General features: G+C 66.7%; 11 protein-coding genes and 5 pseudogenes. 8 read left to right on the top strand and 8 right to left on the bottom strand.

What is annotated here, in order from left to right; genetic code table 11:
• Positions 1 to 73 precede the first annotated feature (73 nt).
• Both GO592_RS32060 and GO592_RS32055 read right to left on the bottom strand, forming a co-directional pair.
• Entirely contained in the window at positions 74 to 1,777 is a 1,704-nt protein-coding gene (locus GO592_RS32060) for a PucR family transcriptional regulator (protein ID WP_202715019.1), read from the bottom strand.
• Between the two features lie 91 nt (positions 1,778 to 1,868).
• A complete protein-coding gene (locus GO592_RS32055; RefSeq protein WP_202715018.1) occupies positions 1,869 to 2,972 on the bottom strand; it encodes an XdhC family protein in 1,104 nt (367 codons plus the stop codon).
• A gap of 183 nt (positions 2,973 to 3,155) precedes the next feature.
• Between GO592_RS32055 and GO592_RS32050 the strand changes: the two genes are divergently transcribed.
• On the top strand, positions 3,156 to 4,343 hold the full coding sequence (locus GO592_RS32050; protein ID WP_202715017.1) for a CaiB/BaiF CoA transferase family protein: 1,188 nt from the start codon (positions 3,156 to 3,158) through the stop codon (positions 4,341 to 4,343).
• A 23-nt stretch (positions 4,344 to 4,366) separates the two neighbouring features.
• On the opposite strand, the gene GO592_RS32045 is transcribed toward GO592_RS32050, so the two are convergent.
• Complete coding sequence (locus GO592_RS32045; protein WP_202715016.1) at positions 4,367 to 5,728, bottom strand: amidase; 1,362 nt, start codon at positions 5,726 to 5,728, stop codon at positions 4,367 to 4,369.
• A gap of 142 nt (positions 5,729 to 5,870) precedes the next feature.
• Here GO592_RS32045 and GO592_RS32040 point away from each other — a divergent pair.
• A pseudogene (locus GO592_RS32040) lies at positions 5,871 to 7,045 on the top strand (MFS transporter).
• Positions 7,046 to 7,093: 48 nt separating this feature from the next.
• Here the strand turns inward: GO592_RS32040 and GO592_RS32035 are convergent.
• A complete protein-coding gene (locus GO592_RS32035) occupies positions 7,094 to 7,939 on the bottom strand; it encodes a hypothetical protein (protein ID WP_202715014.1) in 846 nt (281 codons plus the stop codon).
• A 140-nt stretch (positions 7,940 to 8,079) separates the two neighbouring features.
• Positions 8,080 to 9,519, bottom strand: a complete 1,440-nt coding sequence (gene proS / locus GO592_RS32030; protein WP_202715013.1) for a proline--tRNA ligase — start codon at positions 9,517 to 9,519, stop codon at positions 8,080 to 8,082.
• Positions 9,520 to 9,805: 286 nt separating this feature from the next.
• Here proS and GO592_RS32025 point away from each other — a divergent pair, with 286 nt between their 5' ends.
• The 3 genes from GO592_RS32025 (at position 9,806) to GO592_RS32015 (ending at position 13,029) form a co-directional block, all read left to right on the top strand.
• Complete coding sequence (locus GO592_RS32025; RefSeq protein ID WP_005256028.1) at positions 9,806 to 10,186, top strand: SHOCT domain-containing protein; 381 nt, start codon at positions 9,806 to 9,808, stop codon at positions 10,184 to 10,186.
• A 114-nt stretch (positions 10,187 to 10,300) separates the two neighbouring features.
• The gene (locus GO592_RS32020; protein WP_202715012.1) at positions 10,301 to 11,122 is read left to right on the top strand and encodes a class II glutamine amidotransferase; all 822 of its coding nucleotides are present in this window, start codon (positions 10,301 to 10,303) and stop codon (positions 11,120 to 11,122) included.
• 302 nt (positions 11,123 to 11,424) lie between these two features.
• A complete protein-coding gene (locus tag GO592_RS32015; RefSeq protein WP_202715222.1) occupies positions 11,425 to 13,029 on the top strand; it encodes an MFS transporter in 1,605 nt (534 codons plus the stop codon).
• A 100-nt stretch (positions 13,030 to 13,129) separates the two neighbouring features.
• Here GO592_RS32015 and GO592_RS32010 read toward each other — a convergent pair.
• Positions 13,130 to 13,833: pseudogene (locus tag GO592_RS32010) on the bottom strand (M24 family metallopeptidase).
• Between the two features lie 163 nt (positions 13,834 to 13,996).
• On the opposite strand from GO592_RS32010, the pseudogene GO592_RS32005 reads away from it, so the two are divergent.
• A pseudogene (locus GO592_RS32005) lies at positions 13,997 to 14,415 on the top strand (hypothetical protein).
• Between the two features lie 354 nt (positions 14,416 to 14,769).
• Here GO592_RS32005 and GO592_RS32000 read toward each other — a convergent pair.
• Both GO592_RS32000 and GO592_RS31995 read right to left on the bottom strand, forming a co-directional pair.
• The gene (locus tag GO592_RS32000) at positions 14,770 to 15,477 is read right to left on the bottom strand and encodes a class F sortase (protein ID WP_202715011.1); all 708 of its coding nucleotides are present in this window, start codon (positions 15,475 to 15,477) and stop codon (positions 14,770 to 14,772) included.
• Positions 15,474 to 16,754: pseudogene (locus tag GO592_RS31995) on the bottom strand (ice-binding family protein). The gene GO592_RS32000 and the pseudogene GO592_RS31995 overlap by 4 nt, the downstream one beginning before the upstream one ends.
• Positions 16,755 to 17,544: 790 nt before the next feature.
• On the opposite strand from GO592_RS31995, the gene GO592_RS31990 reads away from it, so the two are divergent.
• Positions 17,545 to 17,808, top strand: a complete 264-nt coding sequence (locus GO592_RS31990) for a hypothetical protein (RefSeq protein WP_039953008.1) — start codon at positions 17,545 to 17,547, stop codon at positions 17,806 to 17,808.
• 283 nt (positions 17,809 to 18,091) lie between these two features.
• A pseudogene (locus GO592_RS31985) lies at positions 18,092 to 18,761 on the top strand (TetR/AcrR family transcriptional regulator).
• Positions 18,762 to 19,101 lie beyond the last annotated feature (340 nt).

Genomic DNA, 19,101 nt, shown 5'->3' with positions numbered 1-19,101 from the left:
GAAACGTTATTACAGCGTCAGCCACCCGGCGTGAGAAGAATCTGCCAGTGCGTGCCCGGCGAAATTGGCAACTTTAGGAATTGATGCCGCGCATCGCCATGATCTTGAGGGCGAGCGACAGGTCGAGGCGCAATTCCGGATGATCGGTGAACGACCCGAGCATCTTCTCCAGCTTCACCACCCGGTACCGCAGGGTGTTGTAGTGAAAGTGGAGTTGACGTGCGGTTTCGGCGATGTTGATGTTGGTGGCGAGCAGCACCTCGAGGGTGCGCCGCATGTCCTGCGCCTCGGGTGTGTCGGCGGTCAGTTCGCGGAGGGTCTCGGAGGCGAACGACTCGAGTTCCCGGTCGTCCTCGACGAGGCTCAGCAGCCGGTAGACGCCGAGGTCGTCGAAATGCGTCACTGCCCAGGCGCCGGTGATCTGCCGTCCCACCTTCAGCGCGGTCCGGGCCTGGCCGTAGAGGGCCGGGATGCCGTCCACCGAATCCGTCCGCCGGGACACCCCCACCCCGAAGGGCCTGCGCCCACCGCCGCCGTCGCCGCGCACGTACGCGACCAGTTCGTGGACGAGGTTCATCGTGTCGGTGCCGACACCCATCAGGATCACCGTCTCCGTCGCCAGTGCGGTGACGGCGGCGCCCGTGTCCCGGCCAGCGACGGCGCTCGTGAATGCCCGCGCCTGTCGCTCGACAAGCGGCATCCGGGTGGGCATCGACGGCTCGTCCTCACCGACCGGATCGGGTTCGATCACCACGACGACCACGGGACGGTCCAGGTCCCAGCCGAACGTCTTGGCGTGCGCGACCACGTGCTCGTGTTCGCCGCCGCGGCCGAGCAGCAGGTCCCGCACGAAGTTCGCGCGGTGCTTCTCCTCCACCGAGGACACGACGAGTTCGCGGGCGACCACCAGGGCGCACACCGCCGCAGCCTGCTCGACGAGATACAGGTCTTCGCTGCGCAGCGGGTGCCCGGTGCTGAAGTGCACCAACCGCCCGTGATCGATGCCGTTGGCCGAAATCGCTGACACCGCGATGAACTCGTCACCCAGCCGGTGCAGGCCGAGCCCGCCCTCCGTCGAATCGGTGCGGACCCGGCCGGTGGAGTCGAGCGCCGCACTCGACGCCAGCCGGTTCAGCTCGGACTCGTCCCCGGCGCGGCACAGCTGACGTCCGTCGGGTGTCGTGATCAGCACGGCCCCGCCCAGTTCACCGTGGACGGCGACGGCGAGTTCGGCGAATCCACCGCCGGCCATCACGACGTCGACGAGCACTCTCCGCAACCGGTCCGCCTCGAACACGGCGTCGACCTGCCGGGCCGACAACTCCGCGAGCGCACCCGCCAGCGGGTGTGCCTGCGAGTACAGGTCCGCGACCACGACGACGGAAAGCCCGAGTTCGTCGGCCGCGTCGGACATCTCGGCCGGCAGCGTCGCGGTGGGGTCGTCGAGCCGGACGGCGAGCCCGGAGACGCCCCGCCTGTCGAGCCGGGCGAGAAACGCGTCGATCGGCTCGACCAGCCGGCCGAGAACCGCAGACGTGGTGAGCAGCAACTGTCCGGTCCGGAGCCACGGTCCGATGTCCGGCACCGCCATCACGGCGACGTTCGACACCTCACGCGAGGTGCCGGTCGCGCCGGCGACCAGGGTCGGGGAGACGAGGAGATCGGACACCAGCACGTCGGCGAACGATTGCGGCGCAACGCCCGGACCAGGCCCGTCGCCGGTGTCGGCGGCTGCGCGGAACCCGGGAGCGGAACTACCGACATCCCTCGTCGTCACTGCAACACCCTGCTCACCTGATACGACACTCGCCCCGGACGGCGCGAAAGTGTGACCTTAAGTCGCGACCCGAATACCCGTCAAACGATGGTCACGCGGTGCACTCGAGCGGCTGGCCGGTCCCGGCCGGCGCATCACGGTGAATCGGACCGCTCAGCTGCTGGAGCCCCCGCCCCGACGTGCCCCGGGTCGTCTTCATCATCTCGGCGAGGATCGACACCGCGGTCTCCTCCGGGGTGCGGGCACCCAGGTCGAGGCCGATCGGTGAATGCAGCCGCGCCAGCTCCGCCGCGGTGGTTCCCTGTTCGCGCAGCAAGGAGACCCGGCGTTCGTGCGTGGCCCGGCTGCCCATCGCTCCGATGTACGCGGCGTCCGATCGGAGGGCCAGGCCCAGCAGCGGGATGTCGAATTTCTCGTCGTGGGTGAGCACCGCGAGGACCGTCCGGTGGTCGACCGGCGCGGTCTCGAGGAACCGGTGCGGCCACATCACGACGACGTCGTCGGCGTCCGGGAACCGGGCGCGCGTCGCGAACACGGCGCGGGCGTCGATCACCGTGACGTGGTAGCCGGCGAATGCGCCCAGCGAGCACATGGCCGCGGCGAAGTCGATGGCCCCGAAGATGTACATCCGCGGTGGGGGCGCGAAGATCTCGACCATGCACACCGTCTCGGACTGCAGTTGATACACCAGCGACTCACCGGCGTCGAGACGACGGCGAACATCCTCGACACCGGTCTCGGGCAGGTCGAGGTCGCCCGCGAGTGCGTCCCCGGTGATCACGCTGCGCCGGGTCCGTGAACCGTCACCGGTCTCCGTCACGACGGCGATCGACTCACCACCACGGATCCTTCGCGCCACGTCCGCGAAGTCCGGGAAGTCGCTGCTCCCGATGCGCTGAACGAACACCTCGATGGTGCCGCCGCACGTCAGACCGACACCGATCGCGTCGTCGTCCGCCACGCAGAACACTTCCGTCCGGCTGCGCCCGTCGGCCAGCACGTCCCGCGCCGTCTCGTACAGCGCGCTCTCGACACACCCACCGGACACACTTCCGAGCACCTCACCGGATTCCGACACGGCCATCGCCGCACCCGGTGCCCGCGGAGACGACTTCCAGGTGCGCACCACCGTGGCGAGGACGAAATTCTCGCCGCGGTCGAACCACGCTTCCAAGCCCGTCAGGATGTCGCGCATCGTCTCGTACTCCTCGGGTGATTCGTCGGGAACCTCACGCTAACCGGCGACGACCGGCCGCCGCGGCACACAATGCGCCGAAATTCCCAGCGGCCGCTTGTGCATTCTCGCCATCGCTATCGTTCGGCGTCTCCGCAATTCTCGGACGGTCCCCCTTCCTTCACAGAGAACCGAGGATCCACCATGAATCAGTTGCTCAGCGGGATCCGGGTCCTCGACCTCACGCGGGCCCTCGCCGGTCCGCTGTGCACGGCACTGCTGTCGGATTTCGGCGCCGACATCATCAAGGTCGAGACCCGTTCCGGTGGCGACAGTTCCCGGCAGTGGCCGCCGTTCGACGGCAACGACAGCCTGTACTTCGCGTCCGTCAACCGCGGCAAACGCTCCGTCGCACTCGACATGCGCAGCGCGCAGGGCCGGAAACTGCTGCGCCGCATGGCCGTCGACGTGGACGTCATCGTGGAGAATTTCCGTCCCGGCGTCCTCGCCGACATGGGACTCGACCAGGAGTCGCTCGCCGAGGACAATCCCGGGGTGATCGTCATGAGTGTCAGCGGTTTCGGCCCGACCGGACCCGAGCAGTTCTCACCGGGACTCGATCAGGTGGCGCAGGGCATGTCGGGTCTGATGTCGGTGACCGGCGCCGGCGACCACACGCCGATGCGCGTCGGCGTCCCGATCATCGACACGGTGTCCGGTATCTATGCGGCGCTGGGCATCACGGCGGCACTCGTGTCCCGGGGCAATGACGGCGCCGGTCATCACGTGCAGACGTCGCTGCTCGAATCGGCCCTGTCGATCATGTCGTTCCAGGCGCAGAACTACCTGAGCACCGGACGCGTCGCGGAACCGAACGGAAACACACATCCCACCATCACGCCGTACGGCACGTTCGCCACGGCCGATTTCCCCATCATCATCGCGACCGGCTCGGACCGGCACTGGGTGTCGCTGTGCCAGGTTCTCGGGGATCCCGAACTCGCCGACCGCCCCGAATACCGCACCGGCCAATCACGACTCGCACACCGCGATCGGCTCACCAAGGAACTTCTCGAACTGCTGTCGGTGCGGCCGGCCGCCGAATGGGTGACGTCGATTCGCGCGGCGGGCATCCCCTGCGGTCCCGTCCACACGATCGATCAGGCCTTCGCCGACCCCCAGGTGCAGGCGCTGAAGATGGTGCAGCCGGTAACCACGCCGGACGGCGGTGAAGTGCCACTGGTCCGGGGTCCGTTCTGGGTGGACGCCGAGACCCTGCCGATCCGGAATGCGCCGCCGATGGTGCTGGGGCAGGACACGGCCGAGGTGCTCGGTGAATTCGGGCTGAGCGACGAAGACATCGAGGGCCTCCGGCGCGACCGGGTGATCTGACACCCGCGTCGGCCGTGGTCGCCTCACAACCGGGCGGCCACGGCCAACGCCACGTGCTCGCACCACGGCCGCGCGACGACCTGCACGCCGATCGGCAACCCGGACCGGGTGATTCCCACCGGAACGACGACGGACGGCAGACCCGTCACGCTGATCGCGCGGCAACTCGCCAGGGCCTGAGACCACGTGAGCGACTGCCCACCGACGTCGAACACTTCGTCGCCGAGCGGCGGCGCCGGGATCGAGGCGACGGGAAGGACGAGGACGTCGCCCATCTCGCCGAGCAGTCGGTGCACGAGTTCCGCTCGCTGCGCCCACAGTCGCTCGACCAGGCGCCGGTCCACGTCCCGCGCGGCGGCGAGCATCGTGGCGATGTTGTTTCCGAAGTCTGTGCCGAGTTCGGTGATGTCGGTGTGGGTTTCGACCGCACGCAACCTGCCGAACAGATCGTTGCCCTCCGACAGCGCCCCGCCCTCGTACGGGCGGGCACCGAGATGTCGGGCAGCACCGGCAGCGACCGCGGCGATCTCCTCGCCGACGGGCACGGTGCCCTCACCGGGCGCCCACGTGATGTCGAGGCGTGAGAGGTCCACCGAACCCGGGTCGGTCCAGCGGTACTGCGGGGACGACAGCACCCGCAGCACCAGCGCCGCGTCGTCCAGCGTCCGCGCCATCGGGCCGATCGTCTGCAGCGTGCCGTGCATGGTCGCCGGATTGGTCAGCAGGTGATCGCCCGACGGGACGCCGGGATACTGTCCGTCGGGGTCTACCCGGCCGATCGTCGGGCGCACCGAGCGCAGCCCCGTGCAGTGGGCGGGCCAGCGCACCGAGCCGCCGAAGTCGGTGCCGAGACCGACCACGCTCATCCCGGACGCGACCGCCGCCGCCTCGCCGCCGCTCGAACCGCCGGGGGACCGGGCGACACCGTCGGGTCGGAGCGGATTCACTGTGTACCCGAACAGGTCGTTGTGGGTGAGCCCGCTCGCCCCGAACTCCGGGGTGTTCGTCTTCCCGACGAGAATCGCGCCGGCCGTCCTCATCGCGGCCACCGCGGGCGCGTCGACAGAAGGCACGTTGCGCTCGAGCGCGCGCGACCCCGCCGTCGTCCGGACACCCGCGGTCGCGATCAGGTCCTTCACGGTGAACGGGACCCCGGCCAGCGGACCGACGTCCTCCCCACGGCCGATCCGGGTGTCGAGGTCGTCGGCGGCCCGGATCGCCTGATCCTCGGCGACGGTGACGACGGCGTTCAGCTCCGGGTTCCGGGCCTTGATATGCGCCAGGTGGTCGTCGAGCACCTGACTCGCGGAGACTTCCCGGTTCGTCACCGCGCGGGCGATCGTCTGCGCGTCCGAGCCGACCCAGCTGCCGTCGCTACCCCACACATGTCCTCCTCGGCTCGTGCTCAGGGGTCGACGCTAGACATCCCCGAACCCGCCGCACACGGCCAGTGTGCACAGGAAACCGTCGCCCGAGCTGTGAAGAGTTGATACTTCGCCGCGCTACGGGCTCTGGGAGGATCAGGTGATGCTCTCGCCCTGGGTCCGCTCGCCGCCGCGCTGTTCGCGGTCAGCTGGGGTGCCAACCAGTTCGCCCCGATGCAGCTCGTCTACCGCGAACATCTCGGTCTCGGAAACGGCGCCTTCACCGCGATGCTCGCGTCGTACGTCGTCGGGCTGGTGCCCGCCCTGCTGTACTTCGGCCGCGTGTCCGACCGGTTCGGCCGGCGCGCGGTGATCCGCCCGATGATCCCCGTCGGCATCGTCTCCTCGCTCGTGCTCATCGCGGGCGCCGCCGTCCCCGACCTGCTCTATCTGGGCCGGGTGCTGGCCGGGCTCGCCTCCGGCATGGCGTTCGGCGCCGGAACCGCCTGGATGAAGGAACTCAGCTCCACCGCGCCCGCCGGGGCGGGTGCACGCCGCGCCGCCGTGTCGTTGTCCGCGGGATTCGGCTGCGGGGCCCTGTTCGCCGGCGTGATCGCGCAGTGGCTCCCCGCCCCCGAACTGCTCCCGTACCTGGTGCACATCGCGTTGATGGTCGGTGCCCTGGCGCTGGTGTGGGCTGTGCCCGACGTGCGGGTCCGGGCCACCGACCTCACCGCCAAACCCCTGTCGATGCTGGCGACACCCCAGTTCCGGTGGGGCATCGCCCCCTGGGCGCCGTGGGTGTTCGGTGTGGCGACCGTGTCGTTCGCGACCCTTCCGCCGCTCGTCTCCGAGTCGCTGCGCTCCACGTCGGTGGCGTTCACCGGGCTCGTCGCGGCGCTGACCCTGATCACCGGGGCGGTCATCCAGCCGTGGGCCAAACGGTGGTCGCAGCAGGACGACGCCGCCTCCGGGGTCCGGGTCGGCATCGCCCTCGGAGTGCTGGGCTTCGGCGCCGCGACCGTGGTCGCATACACGGACGGCGCGCTGTCCGTCGCCGCGATCGTCGTCGCGGCGTTCCTCCTCGGATCCTGCTACGGCATCCTGCTCGGTTCCGGTCTCGCGTCCGTCGAAAAATTGGCACCGGCAGACGAACTCGCGCAGACCGTCGCGGTGTTCTACTGCCTGATCTACATCGGCTTCGCAGTCCCGTTCGTCATCTCACTCCTCGCCCCGCACCTCGGCTACGCCACCTGCTTCGTGGGGGCGGCACTGCTGATGCTGCTGTCCGTGGCAGTGGGCCGGAAGGTGAAGGACCGGCACCTCACCCACACGTGAGCGGCGAAGCGTGCCCAAGCACGCTTTGCCACTCACCTAGCGAGGGTCCTACCGTTCGGTCGCGCCGCACTCGCCGCACGCGGGCACCAGCGCCTCACTGCGCGGCCATGGCGCACCGGCCCGCGACCGCACCGGGAGCAGCGGCGGCCACGGCCAGTGCCGGCCGAGGCGGCCCCGGGCGCGCAGGAAGCCGAGGCCGAGCACGAGCCCGAAGATCAGGTGCCCGATCAGCGACAACGTGATCGTCGTCGGCGTGAGCGGAAACATGTCGTGCTGTCCGTGCGGCGACAGGGCGACCGTTCCGATGAGCCCGGCCCACACCGGGAACACCGCGAAGGTGACGAACGCGAGGAGGACGACACGGCGCGACCGATGCTGGAGGCCGAGTGCGAGGGCGATGAGGAAAAAGGCGATTCCGATGCCGCCGCCGTCGCCGAGGTACCGCCACAGGTAGCCGACGATCGCGCCGGTCCGGGTGTCGGTTCCCGAGTGTAGCCACGTACCCATTTTCGGAATGAAGTCGCCCCACATCCCGAGCAGATACACGGTGTCGAGGCGGAAGACGTCGTAGGCCAGACACGCGAACATCCCCCAGCCGAGGCCATGGCCGACGATGCGGTCGATCGGGTGCGGAGCGAACACGCACAACACGGCGAGGGTGGCGGCGAGCGGAATGATCACCAGCGCACCGGTGGCATTCATCGGCACGACGCCGAACACCTGCGCCGAGATCGCGAGCAGTGGTAGGGAAGCGAGCAGCAGGTACAGGCCGATCCGGGCGAAGGCCCAGTGGTGCCGGACCTCTTTGTGGACGGATTCGACAGCGGGCATGGCGGCGCCCGGCGGATCGTGTTCGTGAACGTCGGGGACGGTGGTGCCGAGGATGCGGGGCATAGCGGGGTTCCTTTCGGTCGAGGGCCGTCTCTCTCCGAGTGGTCGGTTTCGAGATCCCCAGCGTCCGTCGAGTACCCGGCATGCGAATAGTCCCCCGAGGGGTGGTGAAAGCCACCCCTGCACACACCGTGGACGCCCCGTCAGTAGGCGCGCCCGAAGATCACCCGCCTGCCGTACACCGACGCCGCGCCACATCGCACGCACACACCTGTCTCCGGCTCGCCGCCGAGGGGAACACATCGCGGGGTGGCAGCGGTGAGGGACTTGATCTCCTCCTCGCACGCGGCGATCCCGCAGTGCAGTGCCAGTGCCCACCCGGTCGAGACCGCGTCCGCGAAACCCTCCCAGTTGTCGACGGTCCGAGTGTGGCTGTCGCGGAACGCGGTCGCACGAGCGAGCAGGAAGGCCTGAAAGTCGTCCAGGACCCCGGGCATGGTCTCGGGCAGGGAGTCGATCGGCACGGACTGCTTGCCGTCGTCGCCGAGCCGTTTCACCATCATCACGGTGCCGGCCTCCAGATCTCGCGGCCCGAGCTCGAGCCGGACCGGGACGCCGCGCAACTCCCACTCGTTGTACTTGAACCCCGGGGTGAGCTGGGGGCGGGCATCGACATGGGCCCGCACCCCAACCGACCGCAGGCGGCGGGCAAGCCCGTCGGCCGCTTCCTCGACCGCAACGTTGCCGCCACGGGTGATCGGCACGATCACCACCTGGTGGGGCGCCAACCGCGGCGGGAACACCAGGCCCGTGTCGTCGCCGTGAGTCATGACGATGCCACCGATCATCCGGGTGCTCATACCCCACGATGTGGTGTGACACAACTCCTCTCGCCCCGATTCGCTGGTGAAACGGATGTCGAAAGCCGACGCGAACTTGGTGCCCATGTAATGCGAGGTGCCGGACTGCAACGCACGGCCGTCACGCATCATGCCCTCGATCGTGTACGTCGCCACGGCACCGGCGAACCGTTCACCGGGCGTCTTCTCGCCCGGAACGACCGGGATCGCGGCCAGCTCACGTGCCACCTCGCGATAGATGTCGAGCGCCAGCATCGTCTCACGGCGGGCGGCAGCCTCGTCGACGTGCGCGGTGTGGCCCTCCTGCCACAGAAATTCTGTGGTGCGCAGAAACATTCGCGGACGCAACTCCCACCGCACCACGTTCGCCCACTGGTTCAACAGCAGCGGCAGGTCGCGGTGCGAGCTGATCCACTTGGCCATCATCTCGCCGATGATCGTCTCCGACGTCGGCCGCACCACCAGCGGTTCTTCGAGTTCCTTCCCGCCGGCATGGGTGACCACCGCCAGTTCCGGGGAAAACCCTTCGACGTGTTCGGCTTCCCGGCCGAGGTAGCTTTCCGGAATCAGCAACGGGAAGTACGCATTCTCGTGACCGGTGTCCTTGATGCGGCGGTCGAGTTCGGACTGCAACAGTTCCCACAGCCGGTACCCGTACGGTCGGATCACCATGGTGCCCTTGGCCGGACCTCGATCCACAAGGCCGGCCTTGAACACCACCTCGTTGTACCAGGCAGCGAAGTCCTCACTCTGGGCTGTCACACCGCGCTCATCCCGTGCCATGCCAGCACAGACTACTCGGGCGGATCAGCCGTTTCACCGTCCGCGGCCGAGTCCGATAGCGAGATGCCCGGAGTACTTCGCCGAGATTCCGGTCGGCGTCGTCCAGTGGTCACCGCGCGCGGGCTGGATCGACCCCTCGCTTGCCCCGGCGGCCGTGATCTGCGCAAAACCACCAACCAAAGGCGCCCGGGAGGTGGATGCTTGCTTCGTGAACGTGCACGTTTGATTTCTGCTCCGCACCCAGGCAGCCCATATGCGCGGCCGCCGCACTCGAAGGAGTCACACCATGTTGGATTCATTCTGGGACCTGTTCTGGTACACGCTGATGGTGTTCGCGTTCGTGGCCTACCTGATGATCCTGTTTCAGGTCCTCGGTGATCTGTTCCGCGACCGCGGCATGTCCGGTCTCGGCAAGACGCTGTGGATCATCTTCCTGATCGTGCTGCCGTACCTGAGTGTGTTCGTCTACCTCATCGCCCGGGGCCGCGGCATGGCGGAGCGGCACCTCGAGGCGCAGAGCGCGGCGAAGCAGGCGACCGACCACTACATCAGGGAGGTGGCCGGGAAGTCGGCTGCCGAACAGATCGCCGACGCGAAAGCACTGCTCGACGCCGGCACCATCACCCAGGCCGAGTTCGACACCCTCAAGGCAAAGGCGCTCACCTGACACGCGCGGCGGAAAACGGCAGGCAGGCGACGATCCGGTGCGGCGAGAACCGGTGCCCGTCGGGGCTGTCGCAGACAGCGTCGGCTCTGCTTGAATTGATGTATGTGCCGGTGGATGGCGTACTCGGGTGAGCCGATCCTCGCGGAAGACCTGTTGTTCCGCCCTGAACATTCGCTGATCGATCAGAGTCTGCACTCGCGTCTCGGAGCGACGACCACGAATGGTGACGGGTTCGGGGTCGGCTGGTACGGCGAGGGCACCGAACCCGCGGTGTACAAGAGCATCGAACCGGCCTGGAACGACAGCAATCTGCGGGAGATCACCGGTCAGGTGCGAACGCCGATGCTGCTCGCCCACGTGCGGGCCTCGACCGGGACGCCGGTGCAACGCAGCAACTGTCACCCGTTCCGGCACGGGCAGTGGTTGTGGATGCACAACGGCGCGCTGCGCGGTTTCCACGAGATCAGACGCGAGTTGGTGATGGCCGTCGCCCCGGCCCTGTTTCCCGACATCGAGGGGTCCACGGACTCCGAAACCTTGTTCTTCCTCGCCCTGACGTTCGGTCTCGTCGACGACCCCTTCGATGCCGTTGCCCGCGCGGTCGGCTTCGTCGAAGAGGTGGGCCGCACGCACGGGGTCGAGGATCCGGTGCAGATGACCGTCGCGACCACCGACGGTGCATCGCTGTGGATCTTCCGCTATTCGAGTGAGCGGCAGTCGAGGTCACTGTTCTTCTCCACCGGCATCGCGAAGCTGCGCGCCCTCCACCCGGAGGTCGAGGTACTGCACCACCTGGGCGAGGAGACCCGTTTCGTGGTCTCCGAGCCACTCCGCGACCTCGAAGGTGCGTGGAACGAAGTGCCGGAATCCTCGGCCGGGGTGGTCCGGCCCGGCGACGACGAAATCCGGCCGTTCGAACCGATCGCACCGACATGAGTTCGCGCAGCGCCGAGACGACCACCTGATTGCACGATATCCGTTGAGCCGACCGGCGGACATCGACAATGGCGCCTCCGAGTTGCGTGGCCGGTGCCCCGCCGGGTTCTTTGTTCTCTAGGTAGGGCGCCCCCACACATGAGACACTCGGTGTTGCGGGATGGACGTTGCGATCGCGTCTACCCCATTCCCACCCGGGCCCGAGGACCTGGGCGGGTGTGCGCCCAGGAGGTGGCCGTGACGTCTTGGGTAGCTCGTCGCGGATTGCCGCCCTACACGACAGCCGGGACGATGGGTCCGTGATGACCGAAGAACCGACGACCAGCGATCCCTCCGAGAAGGCAGTGGGCCCTTCCCGCCTGCTCGGACTCCTGCTGGCGATGGCGATGTTCGTGCTCGTCGTCGACACATCGCTGATGAACGTGTCGATCTCGTCGGTGGTTCGCGACCTCGACACCACCGTCAGCGGCGTCCAGGCGGCGATTGCGCTCGAGGCGCTGGTATCTGCCGCGTTCATCCTGATCGGTGGCAAGGTCGGCGATCTCATCGGACGCAAACGGGCGTACGTGCTGGGCCTGCTCGGCTACGCAGTCGGTGCGTCGGCGATGGCGCTCGCGCAGAGCCTGACCGCGATCATCATCTTCTGGGCCGTCCTCGGTGGAATCGGCGCGTCACTTCTGCTGCCCGCCATGCAGTCCCTCATCCACGGCAATTTCGAAGGAGCGGCCCAAAAGAAGGTCTACGCCCTGGTCGGGGCGGCGGCCGCAATCGCCGCCGCCGTCGGACCGCTGCTCGGCGGTTTCATCACCACCTACCTCTCGTGGCGCGTCGGGTTCGTGCTCGAGGTCGTCATCATCGCGGTTGTGCTCTCCGGCATCAAACTGGTCCGCGATGTGCCCTACACGGGACCTCGAGTCATCGATCTGGTGGGTGCGGCCCTCTCCGTTCTGGGCATGGGCGGGATCGTGCTCGGAATCCTGGTATGGCAGGAGGGCGGCGAATCCGTCGGTGCGCTCCTGATACTCGGTGCGATCGCGATGGCCGGGCTGGCGTACTGGCTCGTGCGGCGCAAACGTCAGGGGAAACCGACACTGCTGGACCCGGATCTGTTCCACTCCAAGGTCTTCCGACTGGGCATCACCGGGCAGATGCTCCAGCAGATCGCCCTGGGCGGCACGATGATCGCGCTGCCGATCTACCTGCAGATGGTGCTCGAATACAACGCGATGCAGGCGGGATTGTCCCTCGCACCCCTCTCGCTCAGCATGTTCGCAGTGGCGTTGCTCGCGGGCAAGAAGGCGGGCGACCGACGCCCGAGCAGCATCATCCGCTGGGGATTCGTGCTTCTGACGATCGGGATCGCGGCGCTGATCCCGATCGTGCCGCGGGCCGAGTTCGGCTGGGGTCTGGTAATCCCGTTGGTGATCGCCGGATCCGGGTTGGGGTTGCTGGTGTCCCAGCTCAACAACTACACACTGGCACCGATCGAGGAAGAGCGGATCAGCGAGGCCGCCAGTGTCAATTCCGCGGCAGGATCATTCGGGCTCTCGTTCGGGCTGGCGTTCGCCGGCGCCATCATGCTGGCAACGCTGTCCCTCACCTTCACCTCGATGGCGGAATCGAGCACCGTGCTCCCGCCGGCAGAGCAGCAGCAGGTGGCGCAGGTGCTCGAGGACGACGCCGAAGTCATGAGCAACACCCAGCTCGAACAGCTGCTCGTGGACCAACCCCCGGACATTCAGGACGAGATCATCCGCATCAACACCGACGCACGCCCGCTCGCCCTGCAAATCGCTTTGCTCATCCCCATCCTCGCCGGTCTCATCGGGCTGTTCAACTCGTTCCGCATGAGGCGCATACCGGAGCCCGCAGCACCGCCTTCCGGCCAAGGGCCAGCCGGGGACTGACGCGCATCTCCCCACCTGGACAGATTCTCGCCGCCGCAGGCTTCCCCGCTCCCTGACAGGAGAACAAGAGGATCACCGTCGGTCTCGGTGCCGGGTGTGCTCATCGGCTCAGGTCCAGGAGCTGCTCGAAGAAACCACCGATTCCCCGGGCACGGTCGACGAGGTGGATCTCGAGGATCCAGTGGCACGGCCGACCGGCGGCATCGAGCCGACGCATCGGCCCGACCGATCCCAGTTTGATGTAGGAGTCGGTCTTGTGACCGGCGATCTTCTCGTGCGGGAACTCGCCGACCAAATGCCCGGCGATCGAGGAACCGAACTCCCATCCACTCTGCCGGGCAAGGTCGACGACATGGGCATAGAGCTCCGCCCCGGTGACGTCGGGATGTGCATGAAAGTAATCGCCGCCGCGCTGCCACACCGGCTCGAGAGCGTCGCGGAGTGCGATCTTGGCGGGGTCGTCACCGAGGACGTAGGTGCGACCGAAGTCCGCTTCCCACGCCTCGAAGATCGGGCCGAAGTCGAGGAAGGTGATGTCGTCGGCGGCGATGGTGAGGTCCGGCGGATTCGACCTGTACGGCTCGAGCGTGTTGATCCCGGTGCGCACGATCCGCTTGTGCCAGAACCTGCGGGTACCGAACATCTCGTCCGCGAGATCCCGAATAGCGTCGCTGACCGCCGACTCGGACGCGCCGGGGGCGATGAGATCGCGCGCGACAATGCGTCGAACAGCGCGATCGCCTTGTCTTGCGCATCGAGCAACGAAGAGACGCGTTCCTGTTCGGAGACAGCGGAGGAAGGCACGAGAACCGATCCTAGTCGGCGCCCAGAATTGCCAGCACCGTTGACACCGATCGTCTTGCCTGGTCAAGCCGGACGATCCAGCGCTGTCCACTTGGCTCGGACCTGGTGCAGACTGTCTGAGATCACGCTCGCCGGACCGGCGGGACCAGGAGTGGAGGAGCCAATGACCGCAGCGCATGCCGTTTCGATCGCGGTGACCTTCACCTGGCTGGGGATGGTTGTTGCCATCTCGTTCCTCGAAGCGCCGCTGAAGTTCCGCGCACCCGGAGTGACGGTGCGGTTCGGGCTGGGGATCGGCCGGCTCGTGTTCCGTGCGCTGAACATCACCGAGATGGTGTGGGCGGCACTGCTCATTGCCGGACTCCTCATAGACGGACCACCTGCCCGGGTGGTGGTGGCGGGAGCGACGGCCGTCGCGGTGCTTCTGGTGCAACTGGTCGGTGTCCGACCCCGGTTGACACGTCGATCCGACCGCGTCCTCGCCGGTGAAGACGTTCTCACGCGCACTACGTCTATATCGGCCTGGAAGTTGTCAAGGTCGGTGCGTTACTGGTGACCGGGATCTTGTTGCTCGGCACCTGAGGCGGCGACCTGTGGCGGAGACCTCCCGATAGCTACAGCTGGCGTATCCACCCGACTTGGATGGCCGCGCGCCGCATGTACTGAGCATGCGCGTTCCAGGATTATCGTCACGCGTGCTCACTTTGGTTCTTGTTCAATGACATTCGCCTGCTAGGGAGGCGCGTGCCACGGCCGGTTCTGGCGCACCCAACTCCGGACGTCCGGGCTGCGGCGACAAGATTGATCGACTACATCTTGGCGTGCCGAGAACCTGCGCGGGGTCGTACCCCACAGTCGCGTCGAGTCCACAGCGTGCCTCCACAACCGACCACGGTGGCCGAATGCTCACCTCCCGTGGACTTCCCGGTTGCCAGATCATTTCTGGCCGGCAGCGGCCGGAGCTTCCCCGCTGTCGGTATCAACCAGAGAGGTGTAGGCCACGATGTTGGACAGGTAGCTACGGGCGTCCGCGTCGTACTCTCCCCCACAGGTGACCAGTTGCAGCGTTTCATCACCGTGCGAGCCGTAAACCTCCTCGGCCGGGAACTCCGTCTTCGGATACGTCTCCACCTTGTCGACCGCGAAATGAGCGATGGTGCCGTCGGCCAAGCTCACCTCGATCGAGTCTCCCGCCTCGAGGTCTTTCAATCGGTAGAACACCGCCGGACCCTCATAGGAATCGACGTGCCCCAGGATCACGGCCGAACCCAGCTGGCCCGGAGCCGGCCCGAACTTGTACCACCCCGGCTTGTCGAAATCGGTGGGCGCTTCGACTGTTTCGTCGGGATTGAGTCCAAGAGTGATGAGTGTTTCGTCCACCCCCAGCGCAGGGATCCGCAGCGCGACCGGTGCCGGGCCGGACGCCCCGTCGGAGGGTGCCGGCACGGTGTCGGTGACGGATGGCTGTCCGAGCTGGGGATCTCCCGACTCCTGATAGCTGCGCAGGGCGAGGACAGCGGTCGCGATGAGTATCAGGACCGCTGCCACCACCCACCAGCGTTTCACTCTGCCCATCGCCCCCTCGGGCCCTGGCCACTCGGGGCCTGGGACGGGGTCCGACCATTCGGGGCTCGGGCCGCTCATCGCTGCCTCCTGCGCAGTCGCGCCCCCTGGCCTGCCGCTATGCCCGATCCGGCCAGAGCAAGCACTGTAAGGGATCGGAGAAGCACGCTGTCACGGGAGTGTGGAGTGGTGCCGCCGGCCCCCGTTTCCGGATGCCCCTTGGGGATGATGTATCCGTTGCCGCCAGGGCCGCCCTTGCCTCCGCCGCCGGGTCCGCCTTGTTCGCCGGGTCCGCCCTGCTCACCCGAGCCACCTTCGCCGGGTCCGCCCTGTTCACCAGGTCCACGAGGACCGCCGGGGGGAGCCGGAGGAGCGGGGGGAGCGGGCGGAGCGGGGGGAGCCGGAGGAGCGGGGGGAGCCGGAGGAGCCGGCGGGCCCGGAGGAGCGGGAGGGCCGGGGGGTGCCGGCGGGCCGGGAGGGCCGGGGATGCCGGGGATGCCGGGGATGCCTCCGCCGGGGGGGATCGGAATGGGGATGGGGATCGGAATGGGAATCGGAATGATGGGACCGTTGGTGACGGTCGTAGTGGTGGTCGGCGGTGCCGTGGTCGTGGTTGTCGTGGTCGGCGGTGCCGTGGTCGTAGTTGTCGTGGTCGGCGGTGGTGTCGTCGTGGACGTCGGCGGCAGCGTGCCGCAGTCGGGTCGGGTGATGGTGTTGGTGTCCAGAGTGACTGCGCCGTTACGTGCCAATACGCGTCCGTTCACGGTGGTGCCGGTCTGCACCGAGATCGAGGTCAACGCCATGATGGTTCCGACGAAGGTGGTGTTGGTCCCCAGGGTCGCTGAGCTACCCACCTGCCAGAACACGTTGCAAGGTGAGGCTCCGTTGATGAGAGCGACCGTGCTGTTCGACGCGGTGATCAACGTGGATCCGGCCTGAAAAATGAACACCGAGTTGGGATCACCCTGCGCATCGAGGGTGACGGTGCCGGTCAGTCCCATCGGGCCGGCCGTGTTGTAGGTGCCGTCCACCAGAGTCAGGCCACCGAGATCGGGGGGCGCCGCGGTGGCGGGCGTCCGTCCTGCCGCATCGTTGTATGCCGTCGTCAGGTCGGATTAAGCCTGCAGCGCAACGGCATCGGCAACGTGTTGCGTGCCGTTGATCACCGTCCCCGGCGGAAAACCGGTGACCGCGCTGCCCGGACTGACACCCAGGTCCCCGGAGATGATCGAAGGGCCGGTGTTGGTGACCGTTTGGCCCGCCAATATCGCGAAGGAGGTGGCTGTCCCCAGTCCGACCGGAGGATGAGCCGCTGACGCGACTCCACCGAAGACGATCACAGCCGCGGCGGTCGCCATGGCCACCCCCGCAACAAACCAGCGACGCCGAGAACGCGCCTGGATCGAAGTATGCACCGATGTCACGAATTTCCCCTCACCGTGGAGCGGTTGATGGCAGGAATCATTCGCAAACCACCCGGTATGTGTCAACGACCGGCGCGGTGTGTCGGTTATCAATTAATTTACGCCCGAATGGCGAATCCGCGCTTTGCGGGAATTCGTCGATTTAGAACTGTAGGCCGAAGAGGCGTGACCGCCGCCGTCACGGCGGAAAGTAATTGTTCTTCACAAGTACCAGAAGCACGCGCCTGAGCAGGAGAACCCCGAATCATGCCTGGCAGTGCGCGTTTTGCATTCGGTTGGACGTACAGCAAGGTGCGCTTCTTCATGTTGGCTGGACGTACAGCAAGGTTCGCTAATTTATACTGGTTGGACGTTCGATAAGTAAGATTGAAATATTGTTACCAAGCTACATCGCATGCCATTTCATACCGGCGGTACGGTATTCGGCGACAAACAATTACAAGGACGGTAATTCCTCGCGTTTTTCGGACCGATGTCACCATTCTCGTATTTGTCTATTTTTCTGGTACCAATTTACATTGCGATCACTCGTGCTATCTTTCAATGTGTCAGCTTCAAGTTCCGTCCGCTCTGGTCGTAAATTTGGGCAACAGAATTTTTCTGATACTTCGCGTAACGCTCAACATGTGCCTACAAAGTCAGCCCTCCCGGACTGAACACGCGAGGGTGCGGCACCGAGGCCGCCGATCTCGTCGAACAGCTACCTCATCGGTACGTCAAGGAGATGAAGATGGGCAACGAGCACTCCGCAGGAGCATCCGACACCGTTCTGCAGATCGCGGTGCCGGATTGTGATTCGGATCCGCTCTTACCGAGGACTACAGCCGAGGCCGCTCCAGTCTCCGTCGGTGCAACGAAACTCCCGCAGTTCTCCGCGCGCGTGGACCCGGAGTTGCTGCGGCAGGTGAAGATCGAAGTCGCCACCCGCGGGACGACCTTGCAGGCGGCGACGGCCGAAGCATTCAGGCTGTGGCTGTCGTCGAAGTAGCCCCGACCGAGACGTCCGATCTCGTCTCCGGCCCCGAGCCGCACAGATTTCATCGGCACGGGTCGTCTCGACGCCGGCAGGGCAATCTCGAGTATTTTCGAGCCCCGGCGACCGTGCACTGTTGCTCGGCGGCACCGCCAATGGGACACCGGGAGGGACGCCACAACACGCTGGCCGCTGGAGCCGCAGCTGACCCTACGGTCCGACTGGGCACACCGTGACGTGGGACACGGTGGCTGTCCGATTCGTCTCCTCGAGAGGATCGAACGCATACGATCCGGGAATGCAAAGGCTTCCCGCTGATGTTCGCCGTGGACAGCTCATCGAGGCGGCGCTCGCGGTCACCGCGCAACAGGGTGTCGCTGCGCTGACCATCCGTAATGTGGCCGAGGCCGCCGGGGTGTCGCTCGGGGTGGTGCAATACTTCGAGCACAAGGAAGAACTTCTCACCGAGATGGGACAGTGCCTGAACCTCGAGATCAGTGAGGCGATGCGCCTCGCCTTCAGTCAGCTGGTCGGTCCCCTGGAACTGCGCGGTATTGCGGGTCTTCGGGAACTCCTGGGTGCCGGAATTCGCGGCCTGTGGCCGATCATCGAATCCAGTCCCGACCATCAGTTGCTGACCTACGAGATCACCGCGCAAGCCCTGCGCCAACGCGAGGCCGGCAATGACTCCGCCGGAGCAATCGCGGCCCACCAGTACCGCACCATGGACACCGAGGCCGTCGCGTTCCTCGACCTATGTGCACACCGGGCCGGCGTCACCTAGAGCACTCCGGTCGACCAGATCGCACGCTTCGCCCTGGCTGCGCTCGACGGAGTGGTGCTGCGCTGGCTCGTCGACCGTGACAGCGGCGCCGCCCTCACCGCACTCGACGACCTGGTCCAGATCATCGCCACGAAGGCCCGCCAGGATTGATCACCATCTCGAAACAGCAGGCGACCCCTTATAACCGGACGGCAACCGCTGAGCCGTCGAATTCGGATACCGTCGCGCGGTCGGTTCAATTCTGCTTCCTCGCAGCCGGACCGGGTTCTCCGTGAGAGCAGTCAGACCACGACGAGCAGCTGCCGTGCATCTGCGGGTGCACCAGCCCGAATGAGACCCCTCAACTGTGCGCCCGGGCGCACGGTGAGCCCCCGTGGCTCTGCCACGCTGTTCGCGAGGGTTCACCGCCGCCTCGACGAAGCGAGGAGGCGGTGATGCGTTCCTGAAACGCTCGCCGTGCCAGGATCGGTAGGTGATCGCGACCCGGCACAAAGCGAGACAAGTGCCGACGCAGTGGATGCCCC

Source organism: Rhodococcus sp. 21391 (assembly GCF_016772255.1).
Classification (GTDB): Bacteria; Actinomycetota; Actinomycetes; order Mycobacteriales; family Mycobacteriaceae; genus Rhodococcus_F; species Rhodococcus_F opacus.
This window is presented reverse-complemented; position numbering and strand designations above follow the sequence as displayed.

Bases quoted from the DNA above. Each gene is read 5' to 3' on its own strand.
- GO592_RS31990 (WP_039953008.1), top strand. From the start codon at position 17,545: ATGAAGATGGGCAACGAGCACTCCGCAGGAGCATCCGACACCGTTCTG.
- GO592_RS32000 (WP_202715011.1), bottom strand. From the start codon at position 15,477: ATGAGCGGCCCGAGCCCCGAATGGTCGGACCCCGTCCCAGGCCCCGAG.
- GO592_RS32015 (WP_202715222.1), top strand. From the start codon at position 11,425: ATGACCGAAGAACCGACGACCAGCGATCCCTCCGAGAAGGCAGTGGGC.
- GO592_RS32020 (WP_202715012.1), top strand. From the start codon at position 10,301: ATGGCGTACTCGGGTGAGCCGATCCTCGCGGAAGACCTGTTGTTCCGC.
- GO592_RS32035 (WP_202715014.1), bottom strand. From the start codon at position 7,939: ATGCCCCGCATCCTCGGCACCACCGTCCCCGACGTTCACGAACACGAT.
- GO592_RS32025 (WP_005256028.1), top strand. From the start codon at position 9,806: ATGTTGGATTCATTCTGGGACCTGTTCTGGTACACGCTGATGGTGTTC.
- GO592_RS32055 (WP_202715018.1), bottom strand. From the start codon at position 2,972: ATGCGCGACATCCTGACGGGCTTGGAAGCGTGGTTCGACCGCGGCGAG.
- GO592_RS32050 (WP_202715017.1), top strand. From the start codon at position 3,156: ATGAATCAGTTGCTCAGCGGGATCCGGGTCCTCGACCTCACGCGGGCC.
- proS (WP_202715013.1), bottom strand. From the start codon at position 9,519: ATGGCACGGGATGAGCGCGGTGTGACAGCCCAGAGTGAGGACTTCGCT.